This is a genomic window from Bradyrhizobium erythrophlei, assembly GCF_042430365.1.
GTDB lineage: Bacteria > Pseudomonadota > Alphaproteobacteria > Rhizobiales > Xanthobacteraceae > Bradyrhizobium > Bradyrhizobium erythrophlei.
The window spans coordinates 19,396-41,157 of record NZ_JBHMET010000138.1 but is presented as its reverse complement, the minus strand read 5'-3'; the positions used below and the strand labels follow the sequence as shown (position 1 = coordinate 41,157).

Annotated in this window: 26 protein-coding genes, 2 tRNA genes and 1 pseudogene; 12 read left to right on the top strand and 17 right to left on the bottom strand. The window is 62.8% G+C overall.

The window, feature by feature from the left end; all coding sequences use genetic code 11:
• Positions 1 to 444: acyl-CoA dehydrogenase family protein (locus ACFFWD_RS20670; protein WP_376968333.1), on the bottom strand; the 444-nt coding region annotated here is incomplete at its 3' end.
• Between the two features lie 193 nt (positions 445 to 637).
• Here ACFFWD_RS20670 and ACFFWD_RS20665 point away from each other — a divergent pair.
• Both ACFFWD_RS20665 and ACFFWD_RS20660 read left to right on the top strand, forming a co-directional pair.
• Positions 638 to 1,288, top strand: coding sequence for a TetR/AcrR family transcriptional regulator (locus ACFFWD_RS20665; RefSeq protein WP_376968332.1), 651 nt, complete (start codon positions 638 to 640; stop codon positions 1,286 to 1,288).
• A gap of 5 nt (positions 1,289 to 1,293) precedes the next feature.
• Complete coding sequence (locus tag ACFFWD_RS20660) at positions 1,294 to 1,791, top strand: Lrp/AsnC family transcriptional regulator (RefSeq protein ID WP_376968331.1); 498 nt, start codon at positions 1,294 to 1,296, stop codon at positions 1,789 to 1,791.
• Between the two features lie 9 nt (positions 1,792 to 1,800).
• On the opposite strand, the gene ACFFWD_RS20655 is transcribed toward ACFFWD_RS20660, so the two are convergent.
• On the bottom strand, positions 1,801 to 2,106 hold the full coding sequence (locus ACFFWD_RS20655) for an ETC complex I subunit (RefSeq protein WP_376968330.1): 306 nt from the start codon (positions 2,104 to 2,106) through the stop codon (positions 1,801 to 1,803).
• A gap of 223 nt (positions 2,107 to 2,329) precedes the next feature.
• On the opposite strand from ACFFWD_RS20655, the gene ACFFWD_RS20650 reads away from it, so the two are divergent.
• Positions 2,330 to 3,478, top strand: coding sequence for an OpgC domain-containing protein (locus ACFFWD_RS20650; protein ID WP_376968329.1), 1,149 nt, complete (start codon positions 2,330 to 2,332; stop codon positions 3,476 to 3,478).
• Positions 3,479 to 3,516: 38 nt separating this feature from the next.
• On the opposite strand, the gene ACFFWD_RS20645 is transcribed toward ACFFWD_RS20650, so the two are convergent.
• On the bottom strand, positions 3,517 to 5,340 hold the full coding sequence (locus tag ACFFWD_RS20645) for a carbamoyltransferase family protein (RefSeq protein ID WP_376968328.1): 1,824 nt from the start codon (positions 5,338 to 5,340) through the stop codon (positions 3,517 to 3,519).
• 367 nt (positions 5,341 to 5,707) lie between these two features.
• Here ACFFWD_RS20645 and ACFFWD_RS20640 point away from each other — a divergent pair, with 367 nt between their 5' ends.
• Positions 5,708 to 5,980, top strand: a complete 273-nt coding sequence (locus ACFFWD_RS20640) for a hypothetical protein (RefSeq protein ID WP_376968327.1) — start codon at positions 5,708 to 5,710, stop codon at positions 5,978 to 5,980.
• A 122-nt stretch (positions 5,981 to 6,102) separates the two neighbouring features.
• Here ACFFWD_RS20640 and ACFFWD_RS20635 read toward each other — a convergent pair whose 3' ends face one another.
• Entirely contained in the window at positions 6,103 to 6,879 is a 777-nt protein-coding gene (locus ACFFWD_RS20635; RefSeq protein WP_376968326.1) for a cyclase family protein, read from the bottom strand.
• 86 nt (positions 6,880 to 6,965) lie between these two features.
• Here ACFFWD_RS20635 and ACFFWD_RS20630 point away from each other — a divergent pair.
• Positions 6,966 to 7,118: pseudogene (locus tag ACFFWD_RS20630) on the top strand (SAM-dependent methyltransferase); the annotation flags it as partial.
• Positions 7,119 to 7,454: 336 nt separating this feature from the next.
• Here the strand turns inward: ACFFWD_RS20630 and ACFFWD_RS20625 are convergent.
• From ACFFWD_RS20625 to ACFFWD_RS20605, 5 genes are all read right to left on the bottom strand, one after another.
• Positions 7,455 to 7,531: transfer RNA gene (locus tag ACFFWD_RS20625), tRNA-Pro, on the bottom strand.
• A gap of 153 nt (positions 7,532 to 7,684) precedes the next feature.
• Positions 7,685 to 8,164, bottom strand: coding sequence for a DUF192 domain-containing protein (locus tag ACFFWD_RS20620; RefSeq protein WP_376968325.1), 480 nt, complete (start codon positions 8,162 to 8,164; stop codon positions 7,685 to 7,687).
• 118 nt (positions 8,165 to 8,282) lie between these two features.
• Positions 8,283 to 8,948: a cold-shock protein gene (locus ACFFWD_RS20615; protein ID WP_376968324.1), complete on the bottom strand. Its 666-nt coding sequence runs from the start codon at positions 8,946 to 8,948 to the stop codon at positions 8,283 to 8,285.
• A gap of 199 nt (positions 8,949 to 9,147) precedes the next feature.
• On the bottom strand, positions 9,148 to 9,909 hold the full coding sequence (locus ACFFWD_RS20610; protein ID WP_376968323.1) for an SIR2 family NAD-dependent protein deacylase: 762 nt from the start codon (positions 9,907 to 9,909) through the stop codon (positions 9,148 to 9,150).
• 86 nt (positions 9,910 to 9,995) lie between these two features.
• Positions 9,996 to 10,232 carry a hypothetical protein gene (locus ACFFWD_RS20605; RefSeq protein WP_376968322.1) on the bottom strand — a complete coding sequence of 79 codons (237 nt, stop codon included), beginning with the start codon at positions 10,230 to 10,232 and terminating at the stop codon, positions 9,996 to 9,998.
• 171 nt (positions 10,233 to 10,403) lie between these two features.
• Between ACFFWD_RS20605 and ACFFWD_RS20600 the strand changes: the two genes are divergently transcribed.
• Positions 10,404 to 10,565: a hypothetical protein gene (locus ACFFWD_RS20600; protein ID WP_376968321.1), complete on the top strand. Its 162-nt coding sequence runs from the start codon at positions 10,404 to 10,406 to the stop codon at positions 10,563 to 10,565.
• Positions 10,566 to 10,634: 69 nt separating this feature from the next.
• On the opposite strand, the gene ACFFWD_RS20595 is transcribed toward ACFFWD_RS20600, so the two are convergent.
• Both ACFFWD_RS20595 and ACFFWD_RS20590 read right to left on the bottom strand, forming a co-directional pair.
• Positions 10,635 to 10,937, bottom strand: a complete 303-nt coding sequence (locus tag ACFFWD_RS20595; protein ID WP_376968320.1) for a hypothetical protein — start codon at positions 10,935 to 10,937, stop codon at positions 10,635 to 10,637.
• 472 nt (positions 10,938 to 11,409) lie between these two features.
• Positions 11,410 to 11,595 carry a hypothetical protein gene (locus ACFFWD_RS20590; RefSeq protein WP_376968319.1) on the bottom strand — a complete coding sequence of 62 codons (186 nt, stop codon included), beginning with the start codon at positions 11,593 to 11,595 and terminating at the stop codon, positions 11,410 to 11,412.
• A gap of 272 nt (positions 11,596 to 11,867) precedes the next feature.
• Between ACFFWD_RS20590 and ACFFWD_RS20585 the strand changes: the two genes are divergently transcribed.
• Positions 11,868 to 12,248, top strand: coding sequence for a hypothetical protein (locus ACFFWD_RS20585; protein WP_376968318.1), 381 nt, complete (start codon positions 11,868 to 11,870; stop codon positions 12,246 to 12,248).
• 115 nt (positions 12,249 to 12,363) lie between these two features.
• Here ACFFWD_RS20585 and ACFFWD_RS20580 read toward each other — a convergent pair whose 3' ends face one another.
• Positions 12,364 to 12,912, bottom strand: coding sequence for a hypothetical protein (locus ACFFWD_RS20580; RefSeq protein WP_376968317.1), 549 nt, complete (start codon positions 12,910 to 12,912; stop codon positions 12,364 to 12,366).
• A 101-nt stretch (positions 12,913 to 13,013) separates the two neighbouring features.
• Between ACFFWD_RS20580 and ACFFWD_RS20575 the strand changes: the two genes are divergently transcribed.
• Together ACFFWD_RS20575 and ACFFWD_RS20570 are read left to right on the top strand one after the other, a co-directional pair.
• A complete protein-coding gene (locus ACFFWD_RS20575) occupies positions 13,014 to 13,466 on the top strand; it encodes a VOC family protein (RefSeq protein ID WP_376968316.1) in 453 nt (150 codons plus the stop codon).
• A 179-nt stretch (positions 13,467 to 13,645) separates the two neighbouring features.
• Positions 13,646 to 14,290 (top strand): glutathione S-transferase family protein, encoded by a 645-nt coding sequence (locus tag ACFFWD_RS20570; protein WP_376968315.1) that lies wholly within the window; start codon positions 13,646 to 13,648, stop codon positions 14,288 to 14,290.
• 12 nt (positions 14,291 to 14,302) lie between these two features.
• Here ACFFWD_RS20570 and ACFFWD_RS20565 read toward each other — a convergent pair whose 3' ends face one another.
• Both ACFFWD_RS20565 and ACFFWD_RS20560 read right to left on the bottom strand, forming a co-directional pair.
• A complete protein-coding gene (locus ACFFWD_RS20565) occupies positions 14,303 to 14,548 on the bottom strand; it encodes a hypothetical protein (RefSeq protein ID WP_376968314.1) in 246 nt (81 codons plus the stop codon).
• A 31-nt stretch (positions 14,549 to 14,579) separates the two neighbouring features.
• Entirely contained in the window at positions 14,580 to 14,837 is a 258-nt protein-coding gene (locus ACFFWD_RS20560; protein ID WP_376968313.1) for a PilZ domain-containing protein, read from the bottom strand.
• A gap of 238 nt (positions 14,838 to 15,075) precedes the next feature.
• Here ACFFWD_RS20560 and ACFFWD_RS20555 point away from each other — a divergent pair.
• Both ACFFWD_RS20555 and ACFFWD_RS20550 read left to right on the top strand, forming a co-directional pair.
• Positions 15,076 to 15,150: transfer RNA gene (locus ACFFWD_RS20555), tRNA-Glu, on the top strand.
• Positions 15,151 to 15,226: 76 nt separating this feature from the next.
• Positions 15,227 to 15,679, top strand: coding sequence for a hypothetical protein (locus ACFFWD_RS20550; RefSeq protein ID WP_376968312.1), 453 nt, complete (start codon positions 15,227 to 15,229; stop codon positions 15,677 to 15,679).
• A 781-nt stretch (positions 15,680 to 16,460) separates the two neighbouring features.
• On the opposite strand, the gene ACFFWD_RS20545 is transcribed toward ACFFWD_RS20550, so the two are convergent.
• Positions 16,461 to 16,811: a hypothetical protein gene (locus ACFFWD_RS20545; protein ID WP_376968311.1), complete on the bottom strand. Its 351-nt coding sequence runs from the start codon at positions 16,809 to 16,811 to the stop codon at positions 16,461 to 16,463.
• 680 nt (positions 16,812 to 17,491) lie between these two features.
• Between ACFFWD_RS20545 and ACFFWD_RS20540 the strand changes: the two genes are divergently transcribed.
• Positions 17,492 to 18,724, top strand: a complete 1,233-nt coding sequence (locus ACFFWD_RS20540; RefSeq protein ID WP_376968310.1) for a Zn-dependent hydrolase — start codon at positions 17,492 to 17,494, stop codon at positions 18,722 to 18,724.
• Between the two features lie 22 nt (positions 18,725 to 18,746).
• Here ACFFWD_RS20540 and ACFFWD_RS20535 read toward each other — a convergent pair whose 3' ends face one another.
• Complete coding sequence (locus ACFFWD_RS20535) at positions 18,747 to 19,652, bottom strand: sulfite exporter TauE/SafE family protein (RefSeq protein WP_376968309.1); 906 nt, start codon at positions 19,650 to 19,652, stop codon at positions 18,747 to 18,749.
• Positions 19,653 to 19,867: 215 nt separating this feature from the next.
• Positions 19,868 to 21,742 carry an autotransporter family protein gene (locus ACFFWD_RS20530; RefSeq protein WP_376968308.1) on the bottom strand — a complete coding sequence of 625 codons (1,875 nt, stop codon included), beginning with the start codon at positions 21,740 to 21,742 and terminating at the stop codon, positions 19,868 to 19,870.
• Positions 21,743 to 21,762: the final 20 nt, after the last annotated feature.

Sequence of the window (21,762 nt, the reverse complement as noted above, 5' to 3'; positions counted from 1 at the left end):
GCGGGTCTTCATCGAGACCACGTCGGAGCCGGCGCCGGGCTCCGACATCGCCAATGAACCGACATGCTCGCCGGAGATCAGCTTGGGCAGGTATTTGCGCTTCTGCGTCTCATTGCCGTTGCGGCGGATCTGGTTGACGCAGAGGTTGGAATGGGCGCCATAGGACAGCCCGACCGACGCCGAGGCGCGCGAGATCTCCTCGACCGCGATGCAGTGCTCGAGATAGCCGAGGCCACTGCCGCCATACTCCTCCTCGACCGTGATGCCGTGCAGCCCGAGCGCGCCGATCTTCGGCCAGAGGTCGCGCGGGAAGATGTTGGAGCGGTCGATCTCCTCGGCCCGCGGCGCGATCTCGTTTTGGGAGAACTCCTGCACCGTCGCGCGGATCGCATCCGCGGTTTCGCCGAGGTCAAAATTGAAAACTGCCGCCCGGTTCGAGGCCATGATCCCTCCCGTGAGATTCATCCTGCAATTAAACGATCATACGTTTTTTTATCGCAATCGCAAGGGTGCGTGGTAGGATGCGGGAGCCGCGTCCATAGCACATTGAATCTGCTTGGATTTTGTGCAATAAACATACGGTCGTTCGCTTGTTTCCTGCGGTCCGCAACCGGCGAGCGCCACCCCTGAGGCTCTGATGGCACGCACGATCGGCTCACACGGCCCCAAGACGCTGGAGGCGATCCGCAAGGCCGGCGTGCGCCTGATCTTCGAGCACGGCTACGAGGCGATGAGCCTGCGCCAGCTCGCCGCAGAGGTCGGCATCCAGGCGGGCTCGCTGTACAATCATATCAGCACCAAGCAGGAATTGCTGTTCGACCTGGTGCAGGATCACATCAACGACCTGCTCCGCCAGCTCGACCTCGCGCTGGAGGGAAAGACCGATCCGGTCGAACAGTTGCGCGCCTTTGTCGCTTTCCATGTCACCTATCACATGACGCGGAAGCGCGAGACCTTCATCGCCAATTCCGAGCTGCGCAGCCTCGAGCCGAAAAACTACCACGCGGTGGTGGCGCTACGCGGCGCCTACGAGCAGCGGCTGGCGCAGATCCTTGACCGAGGCGTGTCGGAAGGCGTGTTCGAGGTCGTCGACGTCCAGGTCGCGACCTTTGCGATCCTCGCACTGTTGACCGGGCCCTGCACCTGGTATCGCCCCGGCGGCCGACTGACCAGGGAGGCGATCGTCGCCGCCCATGAGAAGCTCGTGCTGTCGGGCGTCGCGCCACTCGCCGCGGCTGCTCAGGCGCGCAAGAGCGTCAGGCGGCCACGCGGTGTCGCAGCTGAATAGTCGCCATGACGGACCGTCAACAATTCGATGACATCGACCTTCGGATCCTGTCCGAATTGCAGAAGGACGGCCGGATCAGGATCAACGAACTGGCGGTCCGCGTCGGCATCACCGCCCCGCCCTGCCTCCGCCGGGTCAGGGCGCTGCGCAGCCGCGGCGTCATCAGGGCGATCCGCGCCACGCTCGACGAGCGGCTGCTCGGCTACGAGGTGACCACCTTTGTCCTGATCCAGCTCGAGAGTCAGACGCTTTCGGCGATCGAGGCGTTCGAAGCCGCGGTGGCGGGCGTGCCGCACTTCCTGCAATGCTGGCGGATTTCCGGCGACGCCGACTTCATGCTCAGGTGCGTCGCGTCTGATGTCGAGGAGATGCGCCAGCAGCTGCTGCAATTCGCAGGCCTGCCGAATGTCCGTAAAATTAGAAGCTTCCCGGTGCTCGGCACCTCGAAGGACGCGCCGCTGCCGATCCCCGGACACCTGGCCGGGCCAAAACCGGCGACCTGACCCTACCCTCTAATGGGTCCACGGCTCCCAGCGGCGGAAGGCAAAATTGTCGGCATAGGCGACCTGTCGGTAGGCGGAGTTCTTCGGCTCGATCACCTGGTAGGCGATGCCCTTGCGCTCGCAATACGCGATCGCCTCTTCCTTGGTCTCAAAGCGGAGCGTGAGCTGCTGCTTCATGTCGGTGGACGACGTCCAGCCCATCAGGGGCTCCACGCTCCGGGGCTGCTCGGGCTCGTAGTCCAGTTGCCAATCCTTGGTTTTGGCCCGTCCCGATTGCATCGCGTTTTTGGCAGGCTTAAAAATGCGTGCGGTCATGGAGGATCGGCCCTGTTGGATGTGCGACATGGAAGCGATTGGAGGAAACCGCCGGGATAGTATAGAGACACCTTTCAGGGACCTGATCGGTGATTCCGTACTCGCGGATGTTACCTTTGCCGGACCGGTATAGTCATTCTACCGCGCTGTGACAATCTGGGCCTCCGGACCTGCCAGGCGTCCACAGCGCAGCCCCGAAAGCATCACCTCGAAGCGGGACCCCATGGAAATCCACGCCACCCTGCCCGAAAAAGGACGTGACCTCCGGCTCGATCTGTTTCGCGGGGTCGCCAACTGGTACATCTACCTGGACCACATCCCCGACAATGTCGTGAACTGGATCACGACGCGGAACTACGGGTTCAGCGACGCCGCCGACCTGTTCGTCTTCATCTCCGGCTATACCGCCTCCTTCGTCTACGCCCGGATGATGATCGAGCGCGGCTTCATCGTCGGCGCAACCCGGCTGACCAAGCGGGTCTGGCAGCTCTACGTCGCTCACATCATCCTTTTCGTGATCTATATCGCGGCGATCAGCTACCTGGCGCTGCGCTTCGGCGATTCCGAGATCATCAACGAGTTCAACGTCGCCGGCCTCGTCGACAACGCGACCGAGACGCTGCGCCAGGGCCTGTTCCTGAAGTTCAAGCCGGTCAACCTCGACGTGCTGCCGCTCTACATCGTGCTGATGGGGCTGTTCCCGCCTGTGCTGTGGATCACGCTGCGGCAGCCGAACTGGACCATGGCGGCCTCGATCGTGCTGTGGCTGGTGTCGCGGCAGATGGGCTGGAACCTGCCGGCCTATCCGGCCGGAAGCTGGTACTTCAACCCGTTCTGCTGGCAGGTGCTGTTCGTATTTGGCTCCTGGTGCGCGCTCGGCGGCGCGCGCAAGAACATGCACATCATCAGCTCGCCCTACACGCTGTATTTCTGCATCGCCTATATGATCTTCGCGCTGGTCATGACCATGGCCGGTCGCTTCCCCGACTTCGGCGCCATGTTCCCGCACTGGCTCTATGCGGCCTTCAATCCGAACGACAAGACCAATCTGGCGCCGTATCGCTTCCTGCACTTTGTGGTGATCGTGATCCTGGTGATCCGCTTCATCCCGAAGGACTGGCCGGCGCTGGAGTGGAAGATCTTCGATCCGGTGATCGTCTGCGGCCAGCAATCGCTCGCGGTGTTCTGCGTCGGCGTGTTCCTGTCCTTCGTCGGCCATTTCGAGCTGTCGATGAGCTCGGGCTCGCTGTTCGCGCAGATCTTCGTCAGCATCTCCGGGATCGCGATCATGACGATCGTGGCCTACTACATCTCCTGGTCGAAGCGGCAGGACAAGCCGATCAAGCCGCCGGCGCCGAAGCCGGCGACCTAGGTGCGGCGGCCGCTCGCCGTGTCGCGGAGAGCCGCCAGTTAGCCCCCGCGGCCGCCCTGCTGCGACGTCGTTGACGCAACGATGGTCGCGACGTCACCGAACGTCGTCATGACCGGCGCGACCACCTTGTGCATCCATGTCTTCGACACCAGCGTGTCGTGCAGCACGAGGTTGTCGATTCCGGTGGTGAGGAAGCAGCTCACGGCGTCCTGCGGCGTCTCGACGATCGGTTCGCCCTTGACGTTGAACGAGGTGTTGATCAGCACGGGCACGCCGGTCAGCGCCTCGAACTCCTTCAGGAGGCGGTAGAGCATCGGGTTGGTCGCCTCCCGCACGCTCTGGACCCGCGCCGAGCCGTCGACATGCACGATTGCCGGAATCTTGTCGCGCCACTCCGGCCGCACCGGCTTTGCGATCAGCATGAAGGGCGAGTCCTCGTCGCCTTCAAAGATCTCCTTCATACGCTCAGCCAGCACGATCGGCGCGAACGGGCGGAACGCCTGGCGATGCTTGACGCGGCTGTTGAGGATATCCTTCATCGCGGCGCGGCGCGGATCGGCGATCAGGCTGCGGTTGCCGAGCGCGCGGGGACCAAACTCCGACGGCCCCTGAAACCAGCCGATCACACGCTGGTCGGCGAGCAGCCTTGCGGTGTCGCGGCAGATATTGTCGCTGCGGTGCGCCTCGATCTGGATGCGCACCAGGAAGTTCCGCAGCGCGGCGGCCACCTCGGCGTCGCGGTAGGGCCGCCCGACATAGGCGTGGTCCATCACGAAGGAGCGGCGTTGCTTGAGGATTTCGAGCCAGCCGTAGTAGGCGCAGCCGATGGCGATGCCGTCGTCGCCGGCGGCCGGCTGGATCCAGATGTTCTCGAAGCCGGCTTCGCGCGCGATGCGCCCGTTCGCCACGCAATTCAGCGCGATGCCCCCGGCGATGCAGAGGTTCTTGGCTCCCGTGGTCTCCCGCAGCCAGCGCGCGCGGGCGAGCAGCACGTTCTCGGTGTCGTCCTGTACCCGCCAGGCAATGTCCTCCCAATGCCGCATCGCCGGATTCTTCTCCCAGCTGCCGCTGTCGAGCACATAGGGCTGCCGGTTGTCCGGCGTCCAGAACGGCACGTGCAATTTGCCGTCGGTCATTTCGAGGAGATGACCAACCTGCTCGCGGCGGCCGTAGGGCGCGAGCCCCATCAGCTCGCCGCACTTGTTCCAGTCGCCGAACACATAGGTCGAAATGCGGCTGTACAGCGCCCCCAGGCCCGGCATGTTGTAGAATTCGTCGCTGAGCAGGCCGCGTGCCGGCTCCATCCAGACCTTCTTCAGACAGTCGAGCCTGGTGTCGTCGAACCGGTAGTAGCTCTCGGACTCGCGGGCCAGCGGGGTTGCCGCATCGGCGGACGGATACGGCTCCATCACGTCGGACCGATAGTTGCCGACGCCGTCGACGACCATCACCACGCCGTCCTTGAACGGCGAGACTGCGAATGCGCTGTAGGCATGCGCGAGATGATGCGAGATCGACACCACCTTCTCGGACGTCGAGCGAAACAGCGGATGCCTGGTCGCCTGCTCGCGCTCGGCGAGCGGGAGGAAGCCCGGCATGTCCTGGTGGACGAGCCGCTCCTCCATTTCCGGCACCGGCAGGATGTAGCTGTTGCTCACGACGAGATCGACAGCGTCGAGCGTGATGCCCTCAGCCTCGAGACAGTAGTCGATCACCTCCTTGTAGAAGCCGGATGCATGCTTCTCCCGCGTGATCCTTTCCTTGGAGATCGCGAACGCGATCGCGCCGTCGCGCAACAGGCAGGCGCTCACATCATGGTCGTAGGTGTTGAGACCAAGCACGTAGGTGTGTTGTTTGGGCATGGGCACTCGTCAGGGAGGAGACTCTCAGCGTTGAGAAATTACGATCGTGTCGACTTCAAGTTCTTGGGCTGCGAATTTCGATGGCCTGAGATTCTCAGATTCTGCGGCGCACCATGAGATTCACGCGCAGCAAGATGAACAGAATGAACGCCAGATGAATGACAAGATGAACGCAGCATTCCGGTCATCAGTTGCAGCCGGGACTGTAACTTGACCTTACCTGCCGCTCTCAATAGAGTCGTTAAAGCTCGCAAGAACCTTAGTGAAAATATTGCCTTAGCGCGTCCGAACCGAATGTGGGTCTCGCGCGTCTAAGCGAGACAACCAGCATCAGGTCTGGTGCTGGAAGTGACCCGGAGATTCTCGAATGACTAAACGCTACAATATCCTGACGCGTTGCTTGGCAGCGGTCGCTTTGTTGTTCGTCTATGTCGCCAGCACGTCTGCCATCCTCGTCGGCGCGACGACGTCGCCGGCACAGGCTTGGCGTGGACGCGGCTATTATGGCTATCGCGGCGGCTGGGGCCGTGGATGGGGTTATCGCGGCGGCTACTATCCCCGCGGCTACGGGTACGGCTACTACGCGCCCGGTCCGCGTTGCTGGTGGACCCCTCGCGGCGTCCGCGTTTGCCGCTGGTGATATTTCTTCGATCCGCCCAGGCAGGATCGAAACAGAAGCATCAGGTGCGCCGGACAACCGGCGCACCTTTTTCTTTGCGCGACGCATGGGCCTCAGGTCGGCGGGCGAGACCTGCCGCCGCTCTAATCGTCGAGGATGGCGACCGCCCTCGTCCAACCCGCCGACGCGCGCTCGATCTTCACCGGGAAACACGAGACCATGAACCCGGTCGACGGCAGTTGCTCCAGATTGTGCAGCTTCTCGATGTGGCAATAGCCGATGTGCCTGCCGGCCTTGTGGCCTTCCCAGATCAGGCTCGCATCCCTGGTCTCGGCGTATTTCTTCGCCGTGTAGACGAACGGCGCATCCCAGCTCCAACCGTCGATGCCAGTCAGCCGGACGCCGCGCTCGAGCAGATACATCGTCGCCTCGCACCCCATGCCGCAGCCGGACGTGACGTAATCCTGGCGGCCATATTTGGCGCCGGCACTGGTGTTGACGACGACGATCTCGAGCGGCGACAGCGTATGGCCGATGCGTTTCAGCTCGGCCTCGACGTCCTTTGCCGTCGCCACATAGCCATCAGGCAGATGCCGGAAGTCGAGCTTCACGCCGGGTTGAAAACACCACTCCAGCGGCACCTCATCGATCGTCCAGGAACGCTCACCACGATTCATGGTGGGATGGAAATGCCAGGGCGCGTCGAGGTGCGTGCCGTTATGGGTTGAGAGCGACACCTGCTCGACGGCCCAGCCCTGGCCGTCGGGAAGATCCTCCGCCTTCAGCCCCTCGAAGAACTGCAGCATGCGCGGCAGACCCTGCTGGTGATCGATGTACTGGATGGTCGGATGATTGCCCGGCGGATCGGCGGGTACGTCGTTCTGGAGGGGGACGGAAATATCGATCAGTTTGCGCGCCATGGCGTCTCCTCGCGGATTGTTTTTGTGAGGCAGGATTAGCCTGCCAGTACTGGCGCTCAATCGGCAAGCCACATCCGCTCACAGCGATCATGGACGTCCTTGTTGGCATCCGTCGTGCCGGCAAGTCCGTGGTGGCCTACGGCGCTCCGGCCAAAGGCAATACGCTGCTCAACTATTGTGGCACCACCACTGACCTGATCCCGTTCACGGTGGATCGCAGCCCGCACAAGCAGGGCCGCGCGCGGCGCAATCGATCGTCAAGCAGCTGAAAATAGTTGTGGTTTCCTTGAACCTTTTCCCGGCGACCGCGACCCATGTGCACTGGGGATTTAAGGGCCCAGTGGTTAGCGCGGCGCCGCCGAGACGAACATATTCCGTCCAGGCGGCGCTGTTGCATTTCCAAATTCAATCTCTAGTTTAAGAGTACGCCGGGGCGCTTGCCCTTAAATCCCGATCGCCGCCGGCTGGAAACCCCGCCCCGCTTTGCGGGGTTTTCTTTGTCCGGACGCCGCAGCCGCAAAGCCGACCGCGCAGCTTCGCGCCGAGCAGATCGCCAGATTGAACCGGACTGGATTTGGTCGGGGCAGCTGGATTCGAACCAACGACCTGCAGTACCCAAAACTGCCGCGCTACCAGGCTGCGCTATACCCCGGATTTTCCGTGAAGCGATGTCGATACACGCTTAGGCCGGCGCCAGCAAGGCACCGCTACGGACCTTTTCGTGGCGATCCTGGGTGACGCCTGTCCCGGACCTGACCAGGGATCGCCCCCGCCCGCGCCAGGAAAATGCGCGCCGAAACAACGGCTAGCGGCCGTTGAACAGCGGATGCGCCACCCGGTCCCCAGGCTGGATGCCGTATTTCTGCGCAGTCCCCGCGACCACCTCCAGGACGCCCTTGGCGAGCCCGCGCGACGGGATGATCTTGGTTGACAGCGGCTCGGTGGCTTCGGCGATCCGGAGGATACGGCCATCGGCACGGATGAAGATCATGTCAAGCGACACATAGGTGTTCTTCATCCACATCGACACCTCCTGCTCCGGCGAGAAGTCGAACAGCATGCCCTTACCGTCGGGCAGCTCCTTCCGGTACATCAAACCGGTCTGCTTCTCGTCGTCCGTGGTCGCCATCTCAACCGAGAAGACGTGGACGCCTGATTTTGTCACGATCTCCAGCGGCTGGAAGGTCGCCGCCTCGACGCGCGGACCAATCAACGTGCTGAGCAGGATGACGAGCGACGCCATCAGCCACGGGCGAAACCGCGCGACAATGGAAGCGAAATGCATGGACGATACTCACGCCGGACCAATTTTCGGCGGACCCTAACCCGACGACTGCGGCAAATGCCAGAGCTTTGGCGGGCGCCCCGCGCCTCACGTTTCCGTCAGGGCGGCCGGCGAAGGGTCAGTGCGAGGACAGCGCCGACGGGCCGGTCTCGGGGTGGATCTCGGCGGCCATCATGCCCTTGGAGCCGGGCCCGAAGCGCACCAGCACATACTGGCCCGGGCGCAGCTCGGTCATGCCAAAGCGGCGCAGCGTCTCCATGTGCACGAAGATATCGGGCGTCCCTTCCCCGCAGGTCAGGAAGCCGAAGCCGCGCAGCCGGTTGAACCACTTGACCTGCGCCCGCTCGAGCCCGCTGGTCGGGGTGACCGTGACATGGGTTCTGGGCGGCAGCATCTGCGCCGGATGGATCGCAGTCGACTCATCCATCGAGACGATGCGGAAGGCCTGGTAGCCCTTGGCGCGCTGCACGCACTCGACGACGAGGCGCGCGCCCTCATAAGCAGTCTGATAGCCGTCGCGTCTCAGCACAGTGACGTGCAGAAGCACATCGGGCCAACCATTGTCGGGTACGATGAAGCCGTAGCCCTTCGACGCGTCGAACCATTTGATGACGCCCGAGATTTCAACGAGGTTGGCAGCGGTATCGCCGAGGCCGGAGAATGCGTCCATCGCCGGATCGCGCGGCGCACCGCTTGCGTACTCGCGCGGTCCAAGTCTGTTTTGCCCAGTCCCGCCAGCCGGCAGCCCGCCGAGCTTCTTGGACTCAAATCCGTCCGACCCCATGACCCCGGACCCCACACGTCAATTGCTGCTCGCCGTCGTTGCGGCCAAGCCCAAACACGCGCCTATCCATGACCAACTCACGATAACGCTGCGCGAATCTCTCGATTAAAAGATAACACTCCCGCCTGCGCCGCATAGCTAAAAAACGAATCTGCCGGGAACTATGAACAGGCTTGCACAGCCGCGAATCGAATAGGCATCAGTTGCCCACGAACGGCCCGAGGGTCTCGCCGATGTCGTGCCGGATCACCAGATCGGCGACGTCGTCCTGATCGGTCGGCTCGTTGTTGATGATCACGAGCCGCGCACCGCGGTTCTTCGCCATCATCGGAAAGCCTGCGGCGGGCCACACCACGAGCGAGGATCCGATCGCCAGGAACAAGTCGCAATGCTGTGCAAGTTCCGTCGCGCGGCGCATCGCATCTTCCGGCATCGCCTGTCCGAACGAGATGGTCGCGGTCTTGATCGGATCGCCGCAGTCGCTGCAGTCAGGAGCACTGCCGCTTGCATCAAAACGTTGCTTCACCCACGACAGCTCGTATGCCCGGCCGCAGCCGATGCAGCGCGCGTAGGTCGTATTGCCGTGCAACTCGATGACATCATCGGCTCTGAAGCCCGACGCCTGATGCAGATTGTCGATGTTCTGCGTGACGAGGCCGGGGACCTTGCCGGCGCGATAGAGCGACGCCAACGCACGATGTCCACGGCCTGGCATCGCCGCGGCGAAGGTTGGTTCCATTGCGAACCGGCGGCGCCACGCCTCGTCACGCGCATCCTGGCTCGCGACGAATTCGTCGAACGGAATGGGTCGGTTGCGGGTCCATAGCCCGCCCGGCGAGCGGAAATCAGGAATGCCGCATTCGGTCGAGATGCCGGCACCGGTGAAGGGAACGATCGAGGACGCCTCAGCAATCATGTTGCCGAGCCGCTCGACGCCGCTGCGCAGATCTTTTGCAATCACGGGAGTTCGTCCGGTTGGCCGCACCGACTATAGCACGGCCACATCGATTGCTAGGTCGACGCGTTGCCCGGAAGACGTGTGGACGATCAGGCGGCCTTGGCCGCCGACTCCTTCTCCGCGCCGACCTCGTCGCTCTTCTTGACCTTGGCAACCGGCGCGACCGGCGCCTTCTTCACCGGTCTCGCATATTGCGAAAGCCTGAGCAGCTCGGCCTCGAGTTCGGCCTGCCGCGCGGCAACCTTCTCATAGAGCTTCTCGGTCGCCTGGTCGCGCAGGCTTGCCAGTTCTTCGATGCCGAGCGAGTCCAGATCGATCTTTGCCATTGCGGCCTCCGGTTTTTTCTTTGGCTACCGGGAAGCCCTCCAAGCGACAAGGCGGCACGCGCCTTTTCCACCGCCTTCGAGTGATCACATTCCTGCAACGCCGGCTCCCCATTGGTGCCCAAATCACCGACGCCAATGCCTGTCGGGACAAGACCAAGAACAGGATGGGCAATGACCGACAACGAACACCGCCTCGCGCGTGAACGCGAAGAGATCGCCGCGCGTGTTGCCAGCTTCAAGGCGACGCAGGAAAGATTCCAGCGCGAGCGCCAGGAATATTACGCGAGCACCCTCGGCAATGCCTGGAGCGGTTTTCAGCAGAAGACAGCGTGACTTCGTGTCACGCTGCGCGTGATTGAGCGCGATTGAAAAGCCCGGAGCGAGCGCTCCGGGCTTCTGTCGTTACCAGTCGTGCCAATAATGGTGGCGCCGGTAGTACGGTCCGCCATAGTACGCGTACGGTCCCGGACCGTAATAGCCGTAGTAGCGGTAGCGCGGACCATAGTAATAGCTCGGCCCGTAGTAGTAAGGCCCGCCATAGTAGTAAGGCCCGTACGCACCCGCCACGCCGGCAGCGATCGCGCCCGCAGCCAAACCAAAGGCGAGGCCTGGGCCGATGCCGCGATAGCGCGCCTCTGCAGGCGAGCTCAGCGCCGCTGCGCCAACCGTCGCAACCGTCGCCAGAACAGCCACTGCCTTTTTCATGGCTACCTCCTCACATAGGTCTGGCAGATCAACGCATGCAATTTGCGATGGTTGCAGTTCCAATCGTCGCGCGCGGAACCGACGGGCTTTCACAAAAAAAGAACAGGGCGCTGGAACGGAATTCGCGTTGCTGCGTTTTATGAACTAGTGCATGAACCTCGAATGAGGTGAGTGCATGAAGACCCTGCCGGCATCGCGAGATGCTGGCGGGGTTTTTGTCGTTAGGGCTGGCGCCGGATGCAAACGCCCCAAGGTTCCACAGCCATGCGATTGTGCAGAGCTACCATCGGTTAGTGCAGGAACCAAATGACAACCTACGCGATAGACTCGCGCCGAAGGAAGGTTGGCATCATGCCGGCGTGGATGGAACTTCTGCTCAACGTGATCTTCTTTGCCGGTTTCATCGGCATCGCGAAGTATCACAAGCGCCCAAACGAAAAGCTGCCGGACTGAACGTTCCGCAGCGACGCCTCTAATTGGCCTTGCGCGGTTCGCCGGCCGTGCGAACCAACCGGTCTGCTTTCACCAGCACGTGCCCGCTCTCCGGCTGAGGCCGCAACGCGAAGCTGATCGCGACAAACGCGGCGCAGAACAATAGCCCCACCACCATCACGCGTCGGTGGGCCGGTCGATCCGCACTGTGAAACGAAGGCATCATGGCTGCGATCCGGGAGCCATCCCTAGCGCAACCACAGGTCGGGGCAATGCGGGATTGAGCTTAACCTAACTGGGTAGGGTTATCGCTGCAGGAGACCGGCGACGACGTCCTCCACCGCGCATTCTCCACCGCAATGTCCACGGATTATCCGCAGCAAATCCACAGGGCCGCCAATCACGTTTCCTCAAGCAAATCCGAGATCTTGCTGCGCACAAATCCACAGCCGGCATGCAACGGATCCGAGAGGCCGAAAATCGGCCGGACGCTCGAGCATGGCGCGGGAGCCCGGGCTGCGGGTTCCCACCAGCACGGTGCCGAACTGCGAGCTGAAGCGGGGCGGTGCGGGAACCGGCCAGGGAGGCGATCTGGACTTGGTCAAACTCCTGCCGAGCGCCGCGACGAATCTCCGAGCACTTAACCCAATTCGTTTACAAGGCATTAAGAAAGCGCTGACAAGGTCGGCCAAGGAGGGACGAGCCATGCTCATCTACCCCGTACCTGTCGAAGTGACGCATGCCCGAGTGCAGCTCCTCGTCGACCAGACGGCGAAGGCCCTGCCCCACGTCATCAATGAAGACGTTCTGGATGTCTTCGCCGCCAAGAACAAGGCCGACCGCGACGCGGTCGAGACCATCCTCGACATCAAGGTGTGACAGCACCGAGGCCGACACGGCGCTTGGAACACTGCGCTTTCGCGCGGCGCAGGGGATAAATCCGCCACGCTGAGGCTTACAACAGGCCCGAGCGTGCGACAGCAGCGACGCGCAACTACGCCGCCATCGCCTGTTGGAGAGCTATCGCATGCTCCCGGTTCTGGAACGCAATCGCGGTATGCGTGAAGTCGCCGGAGGTTTGCGTCCTGGCGATGAGATTGAGGATGTCGCTTCCCTTGACCACGTGCAGGTCCATTCCTGCGCCAGACGGGAATATGCCCAGCACGACATCGTAGGCGTTCACCACGGCCTTGAGTGCACCGGCCTTGTCTTCGGAAGCCTCGATGAATATCCGGACGTCTGCTGCGAGACTACGCAGCTCATCAAAATCGATCACTTGGCTACTCCAACGCAACTCACTGCTCGACCCTCGCACCACATGCTTACTGAAGGATAAACCGCCCCCCAATGACGAAGGCTTTGAGCCTGATCTTCTGCAGCGTCGCGGCCTCCGAAAAATCCGATCCGGCAGTTGGTCCAGCCAGCGCCTGATCTTGCCCAGCACGAATCCGGTCAAGAGAGCCAGCAGTTCGGCCATCGCTTCCAAGGGCACAACCTGTCGGGCATTCACTGTCCAAATCGTGACCGCCACGATGACGCGCAAGCCCCGTGACACCCTGCCCCTCCCGGCCAATTGCTGCTATTGAGGGCCCCGAACCACTCCAACCAAATCCGCCTCCGACAAGACTCCAGGGAGCAACAACCATGCGCTATCTCCACACCATGCTGCGCGTCCGCAACCTCGATACCGCGATGAAATTCTACCATGACGCGCTGGGGCTGAAGGAAGTGCGCCGCATCGACAATGAGAAGGGGCGCTTCACGCTGGTGTTTCTCTGCGCGGCCGAGGATCTCGATCTCTTGAAGAAGCTGCCGCAGACCCGCGGCGCGCCGCTGGTCGAACTCACCTACAATTGGGACGAGGAGAAATACGGCGAAGACCGCTATTTCGGCCACCTCGCCTACGAGGTCGACGACATCTACGCGACCTGCGAGAGGCTGATGAAGATGGGCGTCACCATCAATCGTCCGCCGCGCGACGGCAACATGGCGTTCGTGCGCTCGCCGGATCTGCACTCGATCGAGCTGTTGCAGAAGGGCGAGCCGAAGCCGCCGGCCGAGCCGTGGGCCTCGATGCCGAACACCGGCCACTGGTAGGCCTTGCGGCGCGCGTTCGGCCGTGGCCCCTGATGCGCGACGCTGCGCCTTACGCTCCATCGAGCCCTGCCGTTACGCGGCCGGGCTCGATTTTTTGTTGGTCGACGTCGCTGATGGCAGCGCATTCCCGCGAAAATTCCGATAGAACACCGCCCAATAGCAACAGCGGGAGCGAACGCGTGACAGACGGCAAGCAGCAACTGACGATCTGGGGCCGGGTCAATTCGGTCAATGTGCAGAAGGTTCTCTGGTGCCTGGCCGAGCTCGATCTCGCCTACGAGCGCATCGACGCCGGCATGCAGTTCGGCGTGAACGACAAGCCTGAATATCTCGCGATGAATCCCAATGGCCGCGTACCGACACTGGTCGATCGCGACTACGTGCTGTGGGAATCCAACTCGATCATGCGCTATCTCTGCCTCGCCTACGGCGAGCGTTCACCGATCTATCCGCAGTCGCCGCAGGCGCGTGCCGGCGTCGACCGCTGGCTCGACTGGACGCTGTCGACATTGCAACCGGTCGACCGCCCGGTGTTCTGGGGGCTGGTGCGCACGCCGGTGGAGAAGCGCGATATGGTGCAGATCCAGAAGGATGCCGACGCCGCCGGCGCGGTGTGGCGCGTCGTCGAGGCGCAGGTCGCGAACCGCCGCTTCATCGAGGGCGATCAGTTCACGATCGCCGACATCGCGGTCGGGACTTTCGTGCGTCGCTGGCTCGGCGTCGAGGGTGTCACCAAGGTGAAGTTGCCTAACCTCGAGCGCTGGTTCGGCGAGTTCGCGAACCGGCCGGGATTCTCCCGCTTCGTCGCGCCGCCGATGTCCTGAGCAAAGATGCGTTCAGCGCCCGCCCGCGGAAACGGCACCACCGACGCTGATGCTGCCGCCGACCTTCACGCAGGTGTCGGTGCCCTCGACCCGGACGAACCCCGGACCGAACGACGCGCAGGGATTGCTGCGCGTCGTGGTCTTTGACGGCAGCATCCTGCCGGCATCCGGTGACTTGTCGGAATTTCGGCTGTTGCCTTGCTGCGCGAACGCAGCGGCCGGAATCAGGATGGCGAAGAGAGTGGCGATGGTGCGCATGAGGCCTTCTATCGCGTCAGGCGCGATACAGCTAGCGCACGAATTTGACCCCGAACGTCCTGCCGCGGCGCCAGACCACTTCACAGGGCCGCCCCGTGCGCGCGTCGCGCGCAAATGCAAGCCGCAACTTTGCGGGCAATGTATTGTTGTCCTCGACCGTGATCTTGGCACCGGTCGAGGACATGTCCTCGACCACGCAGGGACGCGCGGCGAATCCGCCATCGAGTGTGATCCAACCGGATTGGCGCAGCGATTTGCGCGCTTCGCGCTTTTTTGTCCCTAAAGCCATCACACGATCCCCAAAACACAGCCCTATCGCCTGCGGCTTAAAAAGGAGTTGCGAATTCAGGGCGGATTCCAGCAGTCCGCGGACCGCAGGCTGACGTGCCTCGCAAGTCGGGAAAAGCCCGCTCTGGGCGCTTGCCCGCCCGCCCAATCGCCACTATACGTTCGCCCGTCGCCGCCTTGACCGGCAGCGGCCGATCCGGCCCATCTCACGTTTAACGTATTGATTTGCCGGGAGTTTTGCTCCCTTCGTCTATCGGTTAGGACGCCACCCTTTCACGGTGGAGAGAGCGGTTCGATTCCGCTAGGGAGCGCCAGTGTTTTCAAGCACTTACCTCACCCCTCCTCCGATGTGTCCAACGCTTGTCCCACATAAGCGGGTGGACAACCGACATGGTACCGGCCGCGGAAGCCGAGCTGCGCGACATGGAGCGGCGCTGCCTGGAACAGGCCGAACTCTGCCACGATGACCTTCCGCGCCAAGTCTTGATTCAGCGAGCAGTGGACCGGTTCGTGGAAAACCTGACGGAGAAATCTCGTGAGGTATGGAATCTCAGGACAGGCTCTCGCCTGAAAATCGAAGCAGATTATGTGTATGCCTCACCCGTCGCTGGCGCGAGCGCTGCGGCGCCGTCGCGCCCAAGCTCGTCATTGTTGGTTCTGACGGACCAAAGGCGCCTGACGGGCCGGCCGGTGGTCCTTTCGGTCCTACCGGGCCTTCCGGTCCCCGCCAGGGGATGCGGACCGAAGCCCTGCCTCCACCTACTCCAGGCACAGCCGCTCGAAACGTCGCTGCTCATCGATTTTCCAAATGGCGCGGATCAGACTCCCGGTGGCGCCGTCTAGGACCTTTGGAGCGCCTCGCGCGTTAAGGCCTCATCGAGGGGCAGAACCCGGAGGTGGGTTGTGTGTGACGTTCCTCGGGACCTTCAAAGAAAGTTTGAACAGCGGTGGGCTGCCAGATTTGCGCAGCCAGCTCCGACGGGAGCGCCCGAAAAGCATCAGTACGAAAGCCAGGCCGAACAACCTGCTGCGCCCGACGAAGCCCAAGAAAAAACCCGTCGTATTGAAACGGTCAGCTGAAGCCTTCACCAGCGGAGTGGGCGCAGGGACCGAAGCCCCGCGCCCCTGCTCTCTCACCGCCTCAACCGTCCCCCGGAACGAATCGCACCTCCTGGCGCTTGAATCCTGGTTCGTTATGCATAGCCGCGATGAATTGAGGAGGCGGGAATGTTCCTGATGGGACTTGGCGCGCTGCTCGTTCTCGGCGGCGTCTTGTACATGGTACACGCTGCTATTTGGCGGGGACCGCTTAGTCGGCCGGCTGGCGATACTCTGGAGCCGTCACGGCGCGGCGTGGGATTCCTGGGGGTTGGACCGAACTGGCCGGGCATTCTCCTTATGGCAATCGGTGCAGCTCTGATGTTATCGGGGGCCAGTCTCTAGCCTCGGCCACCCGTGTGTACGCAAATCCCGAACTGCTCCGGTTGGCTCGCCGATTGGCAATCTCGCGACGGGAACGACCATCCCGAAAAACGCCCAGCCCGTAGGCTCAGGCCGGCAGGCTTCTTGGGCGCAACTGTCATGCGGCGGGAGGCGCGCCGCTCGCGTACGTCTAACCCCGATGTCAGACCGTGATCATCGTCAGAACGCCGTCACTGATGTTGATGGCGACGACTTGCGCCGAGCTTAAGCCCTTCGCCTTCAGCACCGATGCTGCCTGCGGCGTTGCGTCGATGGACTGTCGAAGCGACTGCATGTCTTTGTCACTCGTGTTCGCGACGATCTGGTCGATCTTCGCGCGCACGTCCGGTTTCAATTCCTTGATGTTGACCACCTCGATGCTCCGAATGACCGTGCTGGACTGAGCCGGTGGTGTCGGCGCCCCGGACTGCGAGGGCGCTCCTTGCGCCAACACGAAGGCCGGCGTCCCGAAGAAGACGGCTGTGGCAATGACGGATGCCGTGAGGATGCGCATGGTCGTTCCTTTCCAAGTGGAAGACGAACGACACTGCTATCCGCGAAATTTGGTGAGCGTCTGATTCCGATGCGACCATTCAGTGGAGCCAATGCGGCCGCAATGCAGCGCGCGCGCAGAGCGCCTCTCGAAAGCCAGCGACCAGCTTGGGCAAAAGCCGACTGCGTTGCCGTTTTTTTTTGCGGGGGACAAGCCTTGCTCAGCGGTTGGCGACGTGCGCGACGTCGGTGCGGTCCGCCGGCGCCTCCTGCGGTCTGACGCAGGTGCTACAGATCACAAGTTTCCGCGCCAGCCTTTCGTCCGCGTCGATATTCAGAGCGTCGCCGTCATCGGACGATTGCGCCACGGCTGGCGCCGCGTTCCGCACACGCCGTGGTGCCGGCTGCGGGAGGTTCGGATCGCGCCCCGCGCCATCCCAAGCCAGCGGCCCCGTTCCCATCGGAGCCGGACTGTTCATTCCGTATTGCGCGTATTGGGCACAGGCCCCCAGTGCGAGGGGCAAAAGCAGGATGGCGATCCGGCTCACGCGGTTCCGAACATCAGACATGATTGTACTCCGCCCCAACTCGTGCTTGGACCTAGCGCAGGAACCGCTATTAAACCGTTCTTGGCCGCGGCCGATCAGGCCAGCGAAAAAAGACGAATGATGGGCGCGAACAAGCCAATACGGAGTCACCTGCATGCCTGACCTCACCGGCCGCTTCGACGGCGCGCGCGTCCTCGCCGACCTCAATGCGCTGCGCTCGATCGGCACCTTCAAGACCGGCGTGCACAAGCCGACCTTCTCGGAACCGCATATGCGCTCGCTCGAATGGCTGGCAGCGCGGCTGCCCGACGCCGGGCTTGCGGCCACGATCGACGGCATCGGCAACGTCCTTGGCACGAGCACGAAAGCGGGACCGAAACTGCTCGCAGGTTCGCACCTCGAAAGTCAAAACCAGGCCGGCTGGCTCGATGGACCGCTCGGCGTCGTCTACGCCCTCGAGGCGGCCCGCGTGATCAATCCCGACCCGAACGTATCGGGCGCCGTCGAGGTCGCGGCCTGGTGTGACGAGGAAGGGCATTTCGGCCATTTCCTCGGCAGTCGCTCCTATGCCGGCGCCGTGACCGAAGCCGACATCGACGCCGCGCGCGACCGCAGCAGCGGCCGCACGATGCGCGACGCGCTGCGCGATGCGGGACTGGCCGGCCGAGCACGCCTGCGGGCGGAGCCGGGATGCCATATCGGCTATCTCGAGGCGCATATCGAGCAAGGCGAGACGCTCGAGAGCCAAGGTCTCAAGATCGGCGTCGTCACCTCGATCGTCGGCATCTGGCAATACCGGATCACGTTCACCGGCGAGCAAAACCACGCCGGCACCACGCGGATGGCGATCCGCAAGGATGCCGGCCTCGCGCTGGCAAAATTCTGTGTCGCGATCGATGCCGCCTTCCCTGCCCTGTGCGGACCGCGCACGGTATGGACCACCGGCCGCATCACACTCGATCCCGGCGCGCCGAGCATCATCCCGGGCGGCGCCGAGATGCTGTTTCAGATCCGCGATGACAATCCTGATGTGATCGAGCGCCTCGAGGCGCAACTGCGCCGCATGGCGGCCGATGTCACCGCTAGAGGCCCCTGCAGCGTTGAGGTCGAGCGTATCAGAACCGGCGTGCCCGCGATGATGAACGCCGCGTTCCAGGACACGATCGAGGCCGCCAGTGCGGCCTGTGCCGACGGCAAATCAATCCGGATGCCGAGCGGCGCCGGCCATGACGCGCAGGTCCTCGCCACCCTGATGCCGTCGGCCATGCTGTTCGTGCCGTCGATCGGCGGTATCAGCCATCACTGGACCGAAAATACCGCGGATGCCGACATCGTCACGGGCGCCGAGGTCTTTGTCGAGACTTGCAGGCGTCTGCTGGCCGGTTAACCGGACGCCGTTCCCATCGCCATCACGTCGGACCGCCCCGGTTGCCGGATCTCTGCGAAGCCAACACTTGCGAGCTCTTCAGGGTCCCTCTGCGCGCGGTGAAGAAGACGTACAACAAACAGACGTCGATCATGATCGTGCCGGCCATCACGCTGTAGGCCCACGGGCTTTCCATCAGATTCAGCTCGATCAACACGCGAGACAGACCGAATCCCACGATCCACGCATCAAAGCTCATGCATATCCGGCGAAACGTGACTGCATCCAGCCGTCGAATGAGATAGGAGCCGAGCGGTATGCCGATGAGAACGCAGGGAACGAGCACGAACAGGAGGTTGCGGCTTTCTTCGATGAACAGACCGAGCTTGTAATAGGCAATTGCAGTCAAGCTGGACTCTGTCACCCGAACCAGCGCGAGACCGGCCCGAAACTCATCTTTGACGAGGCCCTGGTTGTTGAACAGGATAGCCAGCGGCGGTCCCGAGATGGTCGTGACCGAGTACAGGATTCCGAGCGTCGTTCCAAAGGGCAGACCAACGAGCCATTTCGACTGGATCGGCTTCCGCCAACCGGCTGCCTGCAGCAGGATAAGAGGCAGAATGATCGAGTAGGTGGCGAATTTGGTCCAGCCGGGTTGAAGCGAGGTCAGAGCAACGGCTCCGATAGCAATGCCGGGCAGCATGCCGACGAGAATCGGGAGCACCCGCCTCCAAACGGCCGGAACGCCGCTCAGGTTGATGCACAGGACGTACAGATTGACAAAGACTTCGATGATAACAACCGCCGGATTGAGGACGCGGTTGGTGTAGAAGACGAGCGCCACCGGCACGGTGAGTGACGAAAACCCGTAGCCGAGCGCACCGTTCACAAAGGCCGCAAACAGGGCGATCACGGCAAGAACGATCACAGCGGCGTCAATCGAAGGCATCTTTGGCTTACACCGGATCGGCTAGAGTCGCTCTGCCCGCGGCATTATAGCCCAACGAAAGCGGCGCGGTGCCGAAACTTGCGCACGTGGCGGCTGTTGGCTTTGCGAAGGATCCGTGCTCGCCGTGTCCGCAGATCACCTCTCAGTCGCTCAGCAAACAGGGCCGGCGCATCGCGCCGGCCCTGACCACACGGGCGACTTGCGCCCCCAGCCAATCACCACGTGTAGCGGATGCGTCCAGTTCCCGAATAGGTCTGCGAGCGATCGCCGAACTCACCGTCGAACTTCGCAAGGAACGAGATACCGTTGGTCAGCCGCCATTCGGCGCCGGCCGTGGTCAGAGCCAGCTCGCGCGACGGCTTGGCGCCGTAGACGACGAAGGGCGCGGCGCCGAGGCCAAACGCCGTGAAGTTCGCAGCAGCCTGCGGATCGGTGATCTCGTCATGGGCGTAGGCCAACTTGCCGAACAGGGTGAGCTGGCCGCCATTGTCCACTGCGGTCACTCTGCCGGACCGAAGGCCCACCTCACCGCGATACGCCGTCGCCGTGCGGCTCGCGAAATTCAGCGCGAAATGGTTGGATCCCACGGTCGCCACTTCCCCGTAGTTCGGGGTGCGGAAGCTCTGCGCCTGGAACGCCGCGTACGGCGTCCAATCCGCCGTCAGGAACTGGCCCGGCAGCCGGTAGCCGCCCTCGATGCGCCCACCCCAGCTTTCGGCGTTGAAATCAGCCTTGAGCTGATCGAGGCCTGCGACCGTCACGGTGCGCGAAGTCGACATCCAGTAGTTGGCGTAAGTCAGGGCGCCCAACACGTAACCTGCGCCGTTGCTGTACTTGCCGTAGATGCCGGCCATGAATGCGTCGCTGTTGCCGCCGCCATTGCCACCGAACCCGTTGCCGCTGACCGTCCACGCGGTGTTGCCGCCGGCCAGCGAGAAACCGATCAGCGCGTTTGGAGAGAAGCGATAGTCGGCGCCTGCCGCAACGCCGCCGACGCGGGTGTAGGCATCGTGGCTGCCGACCACGGCGGCGTCCCCGCTCGTGTTGTTGGCGCCGCCGAAGGCCGCACCCCAGACATCCCAGCGCGGCTGGTAGACCGCGAGCGGCGGCGCCTTGATGTACTTGGCATAGGCCGACGCGAGCGAGGACGGCAGCATGCTCTCACGCTCCGGCGCAAAGCCGGTCACGGTCGCGGTGCCGATGCGGTTGGTCGCGAACGGATCGGTCAGCAGCGAGAGGTAGGAGTTGCCGAGCTGGAAAGCGCCCTGCTGCGCCTGGGTGTGATTTTCACCCGACAGCGCGCCCAGCGCGTCGACAAGTTGCGCTGGCGGCAGAGAAAACAGGTTGTTGAAGCCGGCCGGCAGCGTCAGACCGGCGGCAATCGCCTTGTCGATCCCCGCAGCCACATTGGTCGGGTTGATCGGCGTGTTGGCGGGCAGCAGAGGATTCAAGAAGCCGTACAGTGCAATCGTGATCGCCAGATCTTCGGGGATGAAGGACCAGCCGACGGTGCTCAACTCGGCAAAATTGCTGCCGTTGTTCTGGAAAACGAACTGACCGTTGGGAATGGCGGTGTTGTTCGTAAGCGCCCCCCAGCGGAAGCCCGCTTCGGGGTTGCCTGGCGCGACCTGCTGGTTCGATGTCGAAATGAACAGCACGTATTGCTGCCCCGGCGTCAACGTGACGCCGCCGGAATTGAAGCTGTAGGCCGAGTAGCTGGCCCCCGGCGTCGCAGTGAAAACCCCTGAGGTGTACAATGCGGAGCCGGTGATGTGCTTGTTGACGCTATCCCACTGGTAAACGTAGGCCTGCGCCTGGTTGGGCGCTCCGCCGAAGCCGATTTCGACGGTGAACCCGTTCAAACGGGTCTGACTTGCCGTCGGGGTAAAGGTCTGTCCGTAGGTCGCGGTATTCGGCGTGCCCCAGGACCAAATGAAGCTAAGTCCGTTCCATTGCGGGATGGTGTCGATGGTCTGTGCGCCGGCCGGGGCACCGAGCGCAAGCAGCGCGGCCCCAGCCATCAAGTGACGACGCGACATTTTCACCCAGCTGGAACGAGCTTCGTTGTTTGCCGGGGCCGCAAAATTCATGGCGGAGTATCCTGAAAATG

Excerpts from the sequence above, each read along its gene's own strand:
- ACFFWD_RS20590 (WP_376968319.1), bottom strand. The coding sequence starts at position 11,595 with ATGATGCCTTCGTTTCACAGTGCGGATCGACCGGCCCACCGACGCGTG.
- ACFFWD_RS20565 (WP_376968314.1), bottom strand. The coding sequence starts at position 14,548 with ATGCGCACCATCGCCACTCTCTTCGCCATCCTGATTCCGGCCGCTGCG.
- ACFFWD_RS20600 (WP_376968321.1), top strand. The coding sequence starts at position 10,404 with ATGACCGACAACGAACACCGCCTCGCGCGTGAACGCGAAGAGATCGCC.
- ACFFWD_RS20655 (WP_376968330.1), bottom strand. The coding sequence starts at position 2,106 with ATGACCGCACGCATTTTTAAGCCTGCCAAAAACGCGATGCAATCGGGA.
- ACFFWD_RS20640 (WP_376968327.1), top strand. The coding sequence starts at position 5,708 with ATGACTAAACGCTACAATATCCTGACGCGTTGCTTGGCAGCGGTCGCT.
- ACFFWD_RS20575 (WP_376968316.1), top strand. The coding sequence starts at position 13,014 with ATGCGCTATCTCCACACCATGCTGCGCGTCCGCAACCTCGATACCGCG.
- ACFFWD_RS20615 (WP_376968324.1), bottom strand. The coding sequence starts at position 8,948 with ATGGGGTCGGACGGATTTGAGTCCAAGAAGCTCGGCGGGCTGCCGGCT.
- ACFFWD_RS20530 (WP_376968308.1), bottom strand. The coding sequence starts at position 21,742 with ATGAATTTTGCGGCCCCGGCAAACAACGAAGCTCGTTCCAGCTGGGTG.
- ACFFWD_RS20620 (WP_376968325.1), bottom strand. The coding sequence starts at position 8,164 with ATGCATTTCGCTTCCATTGTCGCGCGGTTTCGCCCGTGGCTGATGGCG.
- ACFFWD_RS20650 (WP_376968329.1), top strand. The coding sequence starts at position 2,330 with ATGGAAATCCACGCCACCCTGCCCGAAAAAGGACGTGACCTCCGGCTC.
- ACFFWD_RS20585 (WP_376968318.1), top strand. The coding sequence starts at position 11,868 with ATGGCGCGGGAGCCCGGGCTGCGGGTTCCCACCAGCACGGTGCCGAAC.
- ACFFWD_RS20635 (WP_376968326.1), bottom strand. The coding sequence starts at position 6,879 with ATGGCGCGCAAACTGATCGATATTTCCGTCCCCCTCCAGAACGACGTA.
- ACFFWD_RS20605 (WP_376968322.1), bottom strand. The coding sequence starts at position 10,232 with ATGGCAAAGATCGATCTGGACTCGCTCGGCATCGAAGAACTGGCAAGC.
- ACFFWD_RS20560 (WP_376968313.1), bottom strand. The coding sequence starts at position 14,837 with ATGGCTTTAGGGACAAAAAAGCGCGAAGCGCGCAAATCGCTGCGCCAA.
- ACFFWD_RS20645 (WP_376968328.1), bottom strand. The coding sequence starts at position 5,340 with ATGCCCAAACAACACACCTACGTGCTTGGTCTCAACACCTACGACCAT.
- ACFFWD_RS20550 (WP_376968312.1), top strand. The coding sequence starts at position 15,227 with ATGGTACCGGCCGCGGAAGCCGAGCTGCGCGACATGGAGCGGCGCTGC.
- ACFFWD_RS20535 (WP_376968309.1), bottom strand. The coding sequence starts at position 19,652 with ATGCCTTCGATTGACGCCGCTGTGATCGTTCTTGCCGTGATCGCCCTG.
- ACFFWD_RS20660 (WP_376968331.1), top strand. The coding sequence starts at position 1,294 with ATGACGGACCGTCAACAATTCGATGACATCGACCTTCGGATCCTGTCC.
- ACFFWD_RS20595 (WP_376968320.1), bottom strand. The coding sequence starts at position 10,937 with ATGAAAAAGGCAGTGGCTGTTCTGGCGACGGTTGCGACGGTTGGCGCA.
- ACFFWD_RS20665 (WP_376968332.1), top strand. The coding sequence starts at position 638 with ATGGCACGCACGATCGGCTCACACGGCCCCAAGACGCTGGAGGCGATC.
- ACFFWD_RS20540 (WP_376968310.1), top strand. The coding sequence starts at position 17,492 with ATGCCTGACCTCACCGGCCGCTTCGACGGCGCGCGCGTCCTCGCCGAC.
- ACFFWD_RS20545 (WP_376968311.1), bottom strand. The coding sequence starts at position 16,811 with ATGCGCATCCTCACGGCATCCGTCATTGCCACAGCCGTCTTCTTCGGG.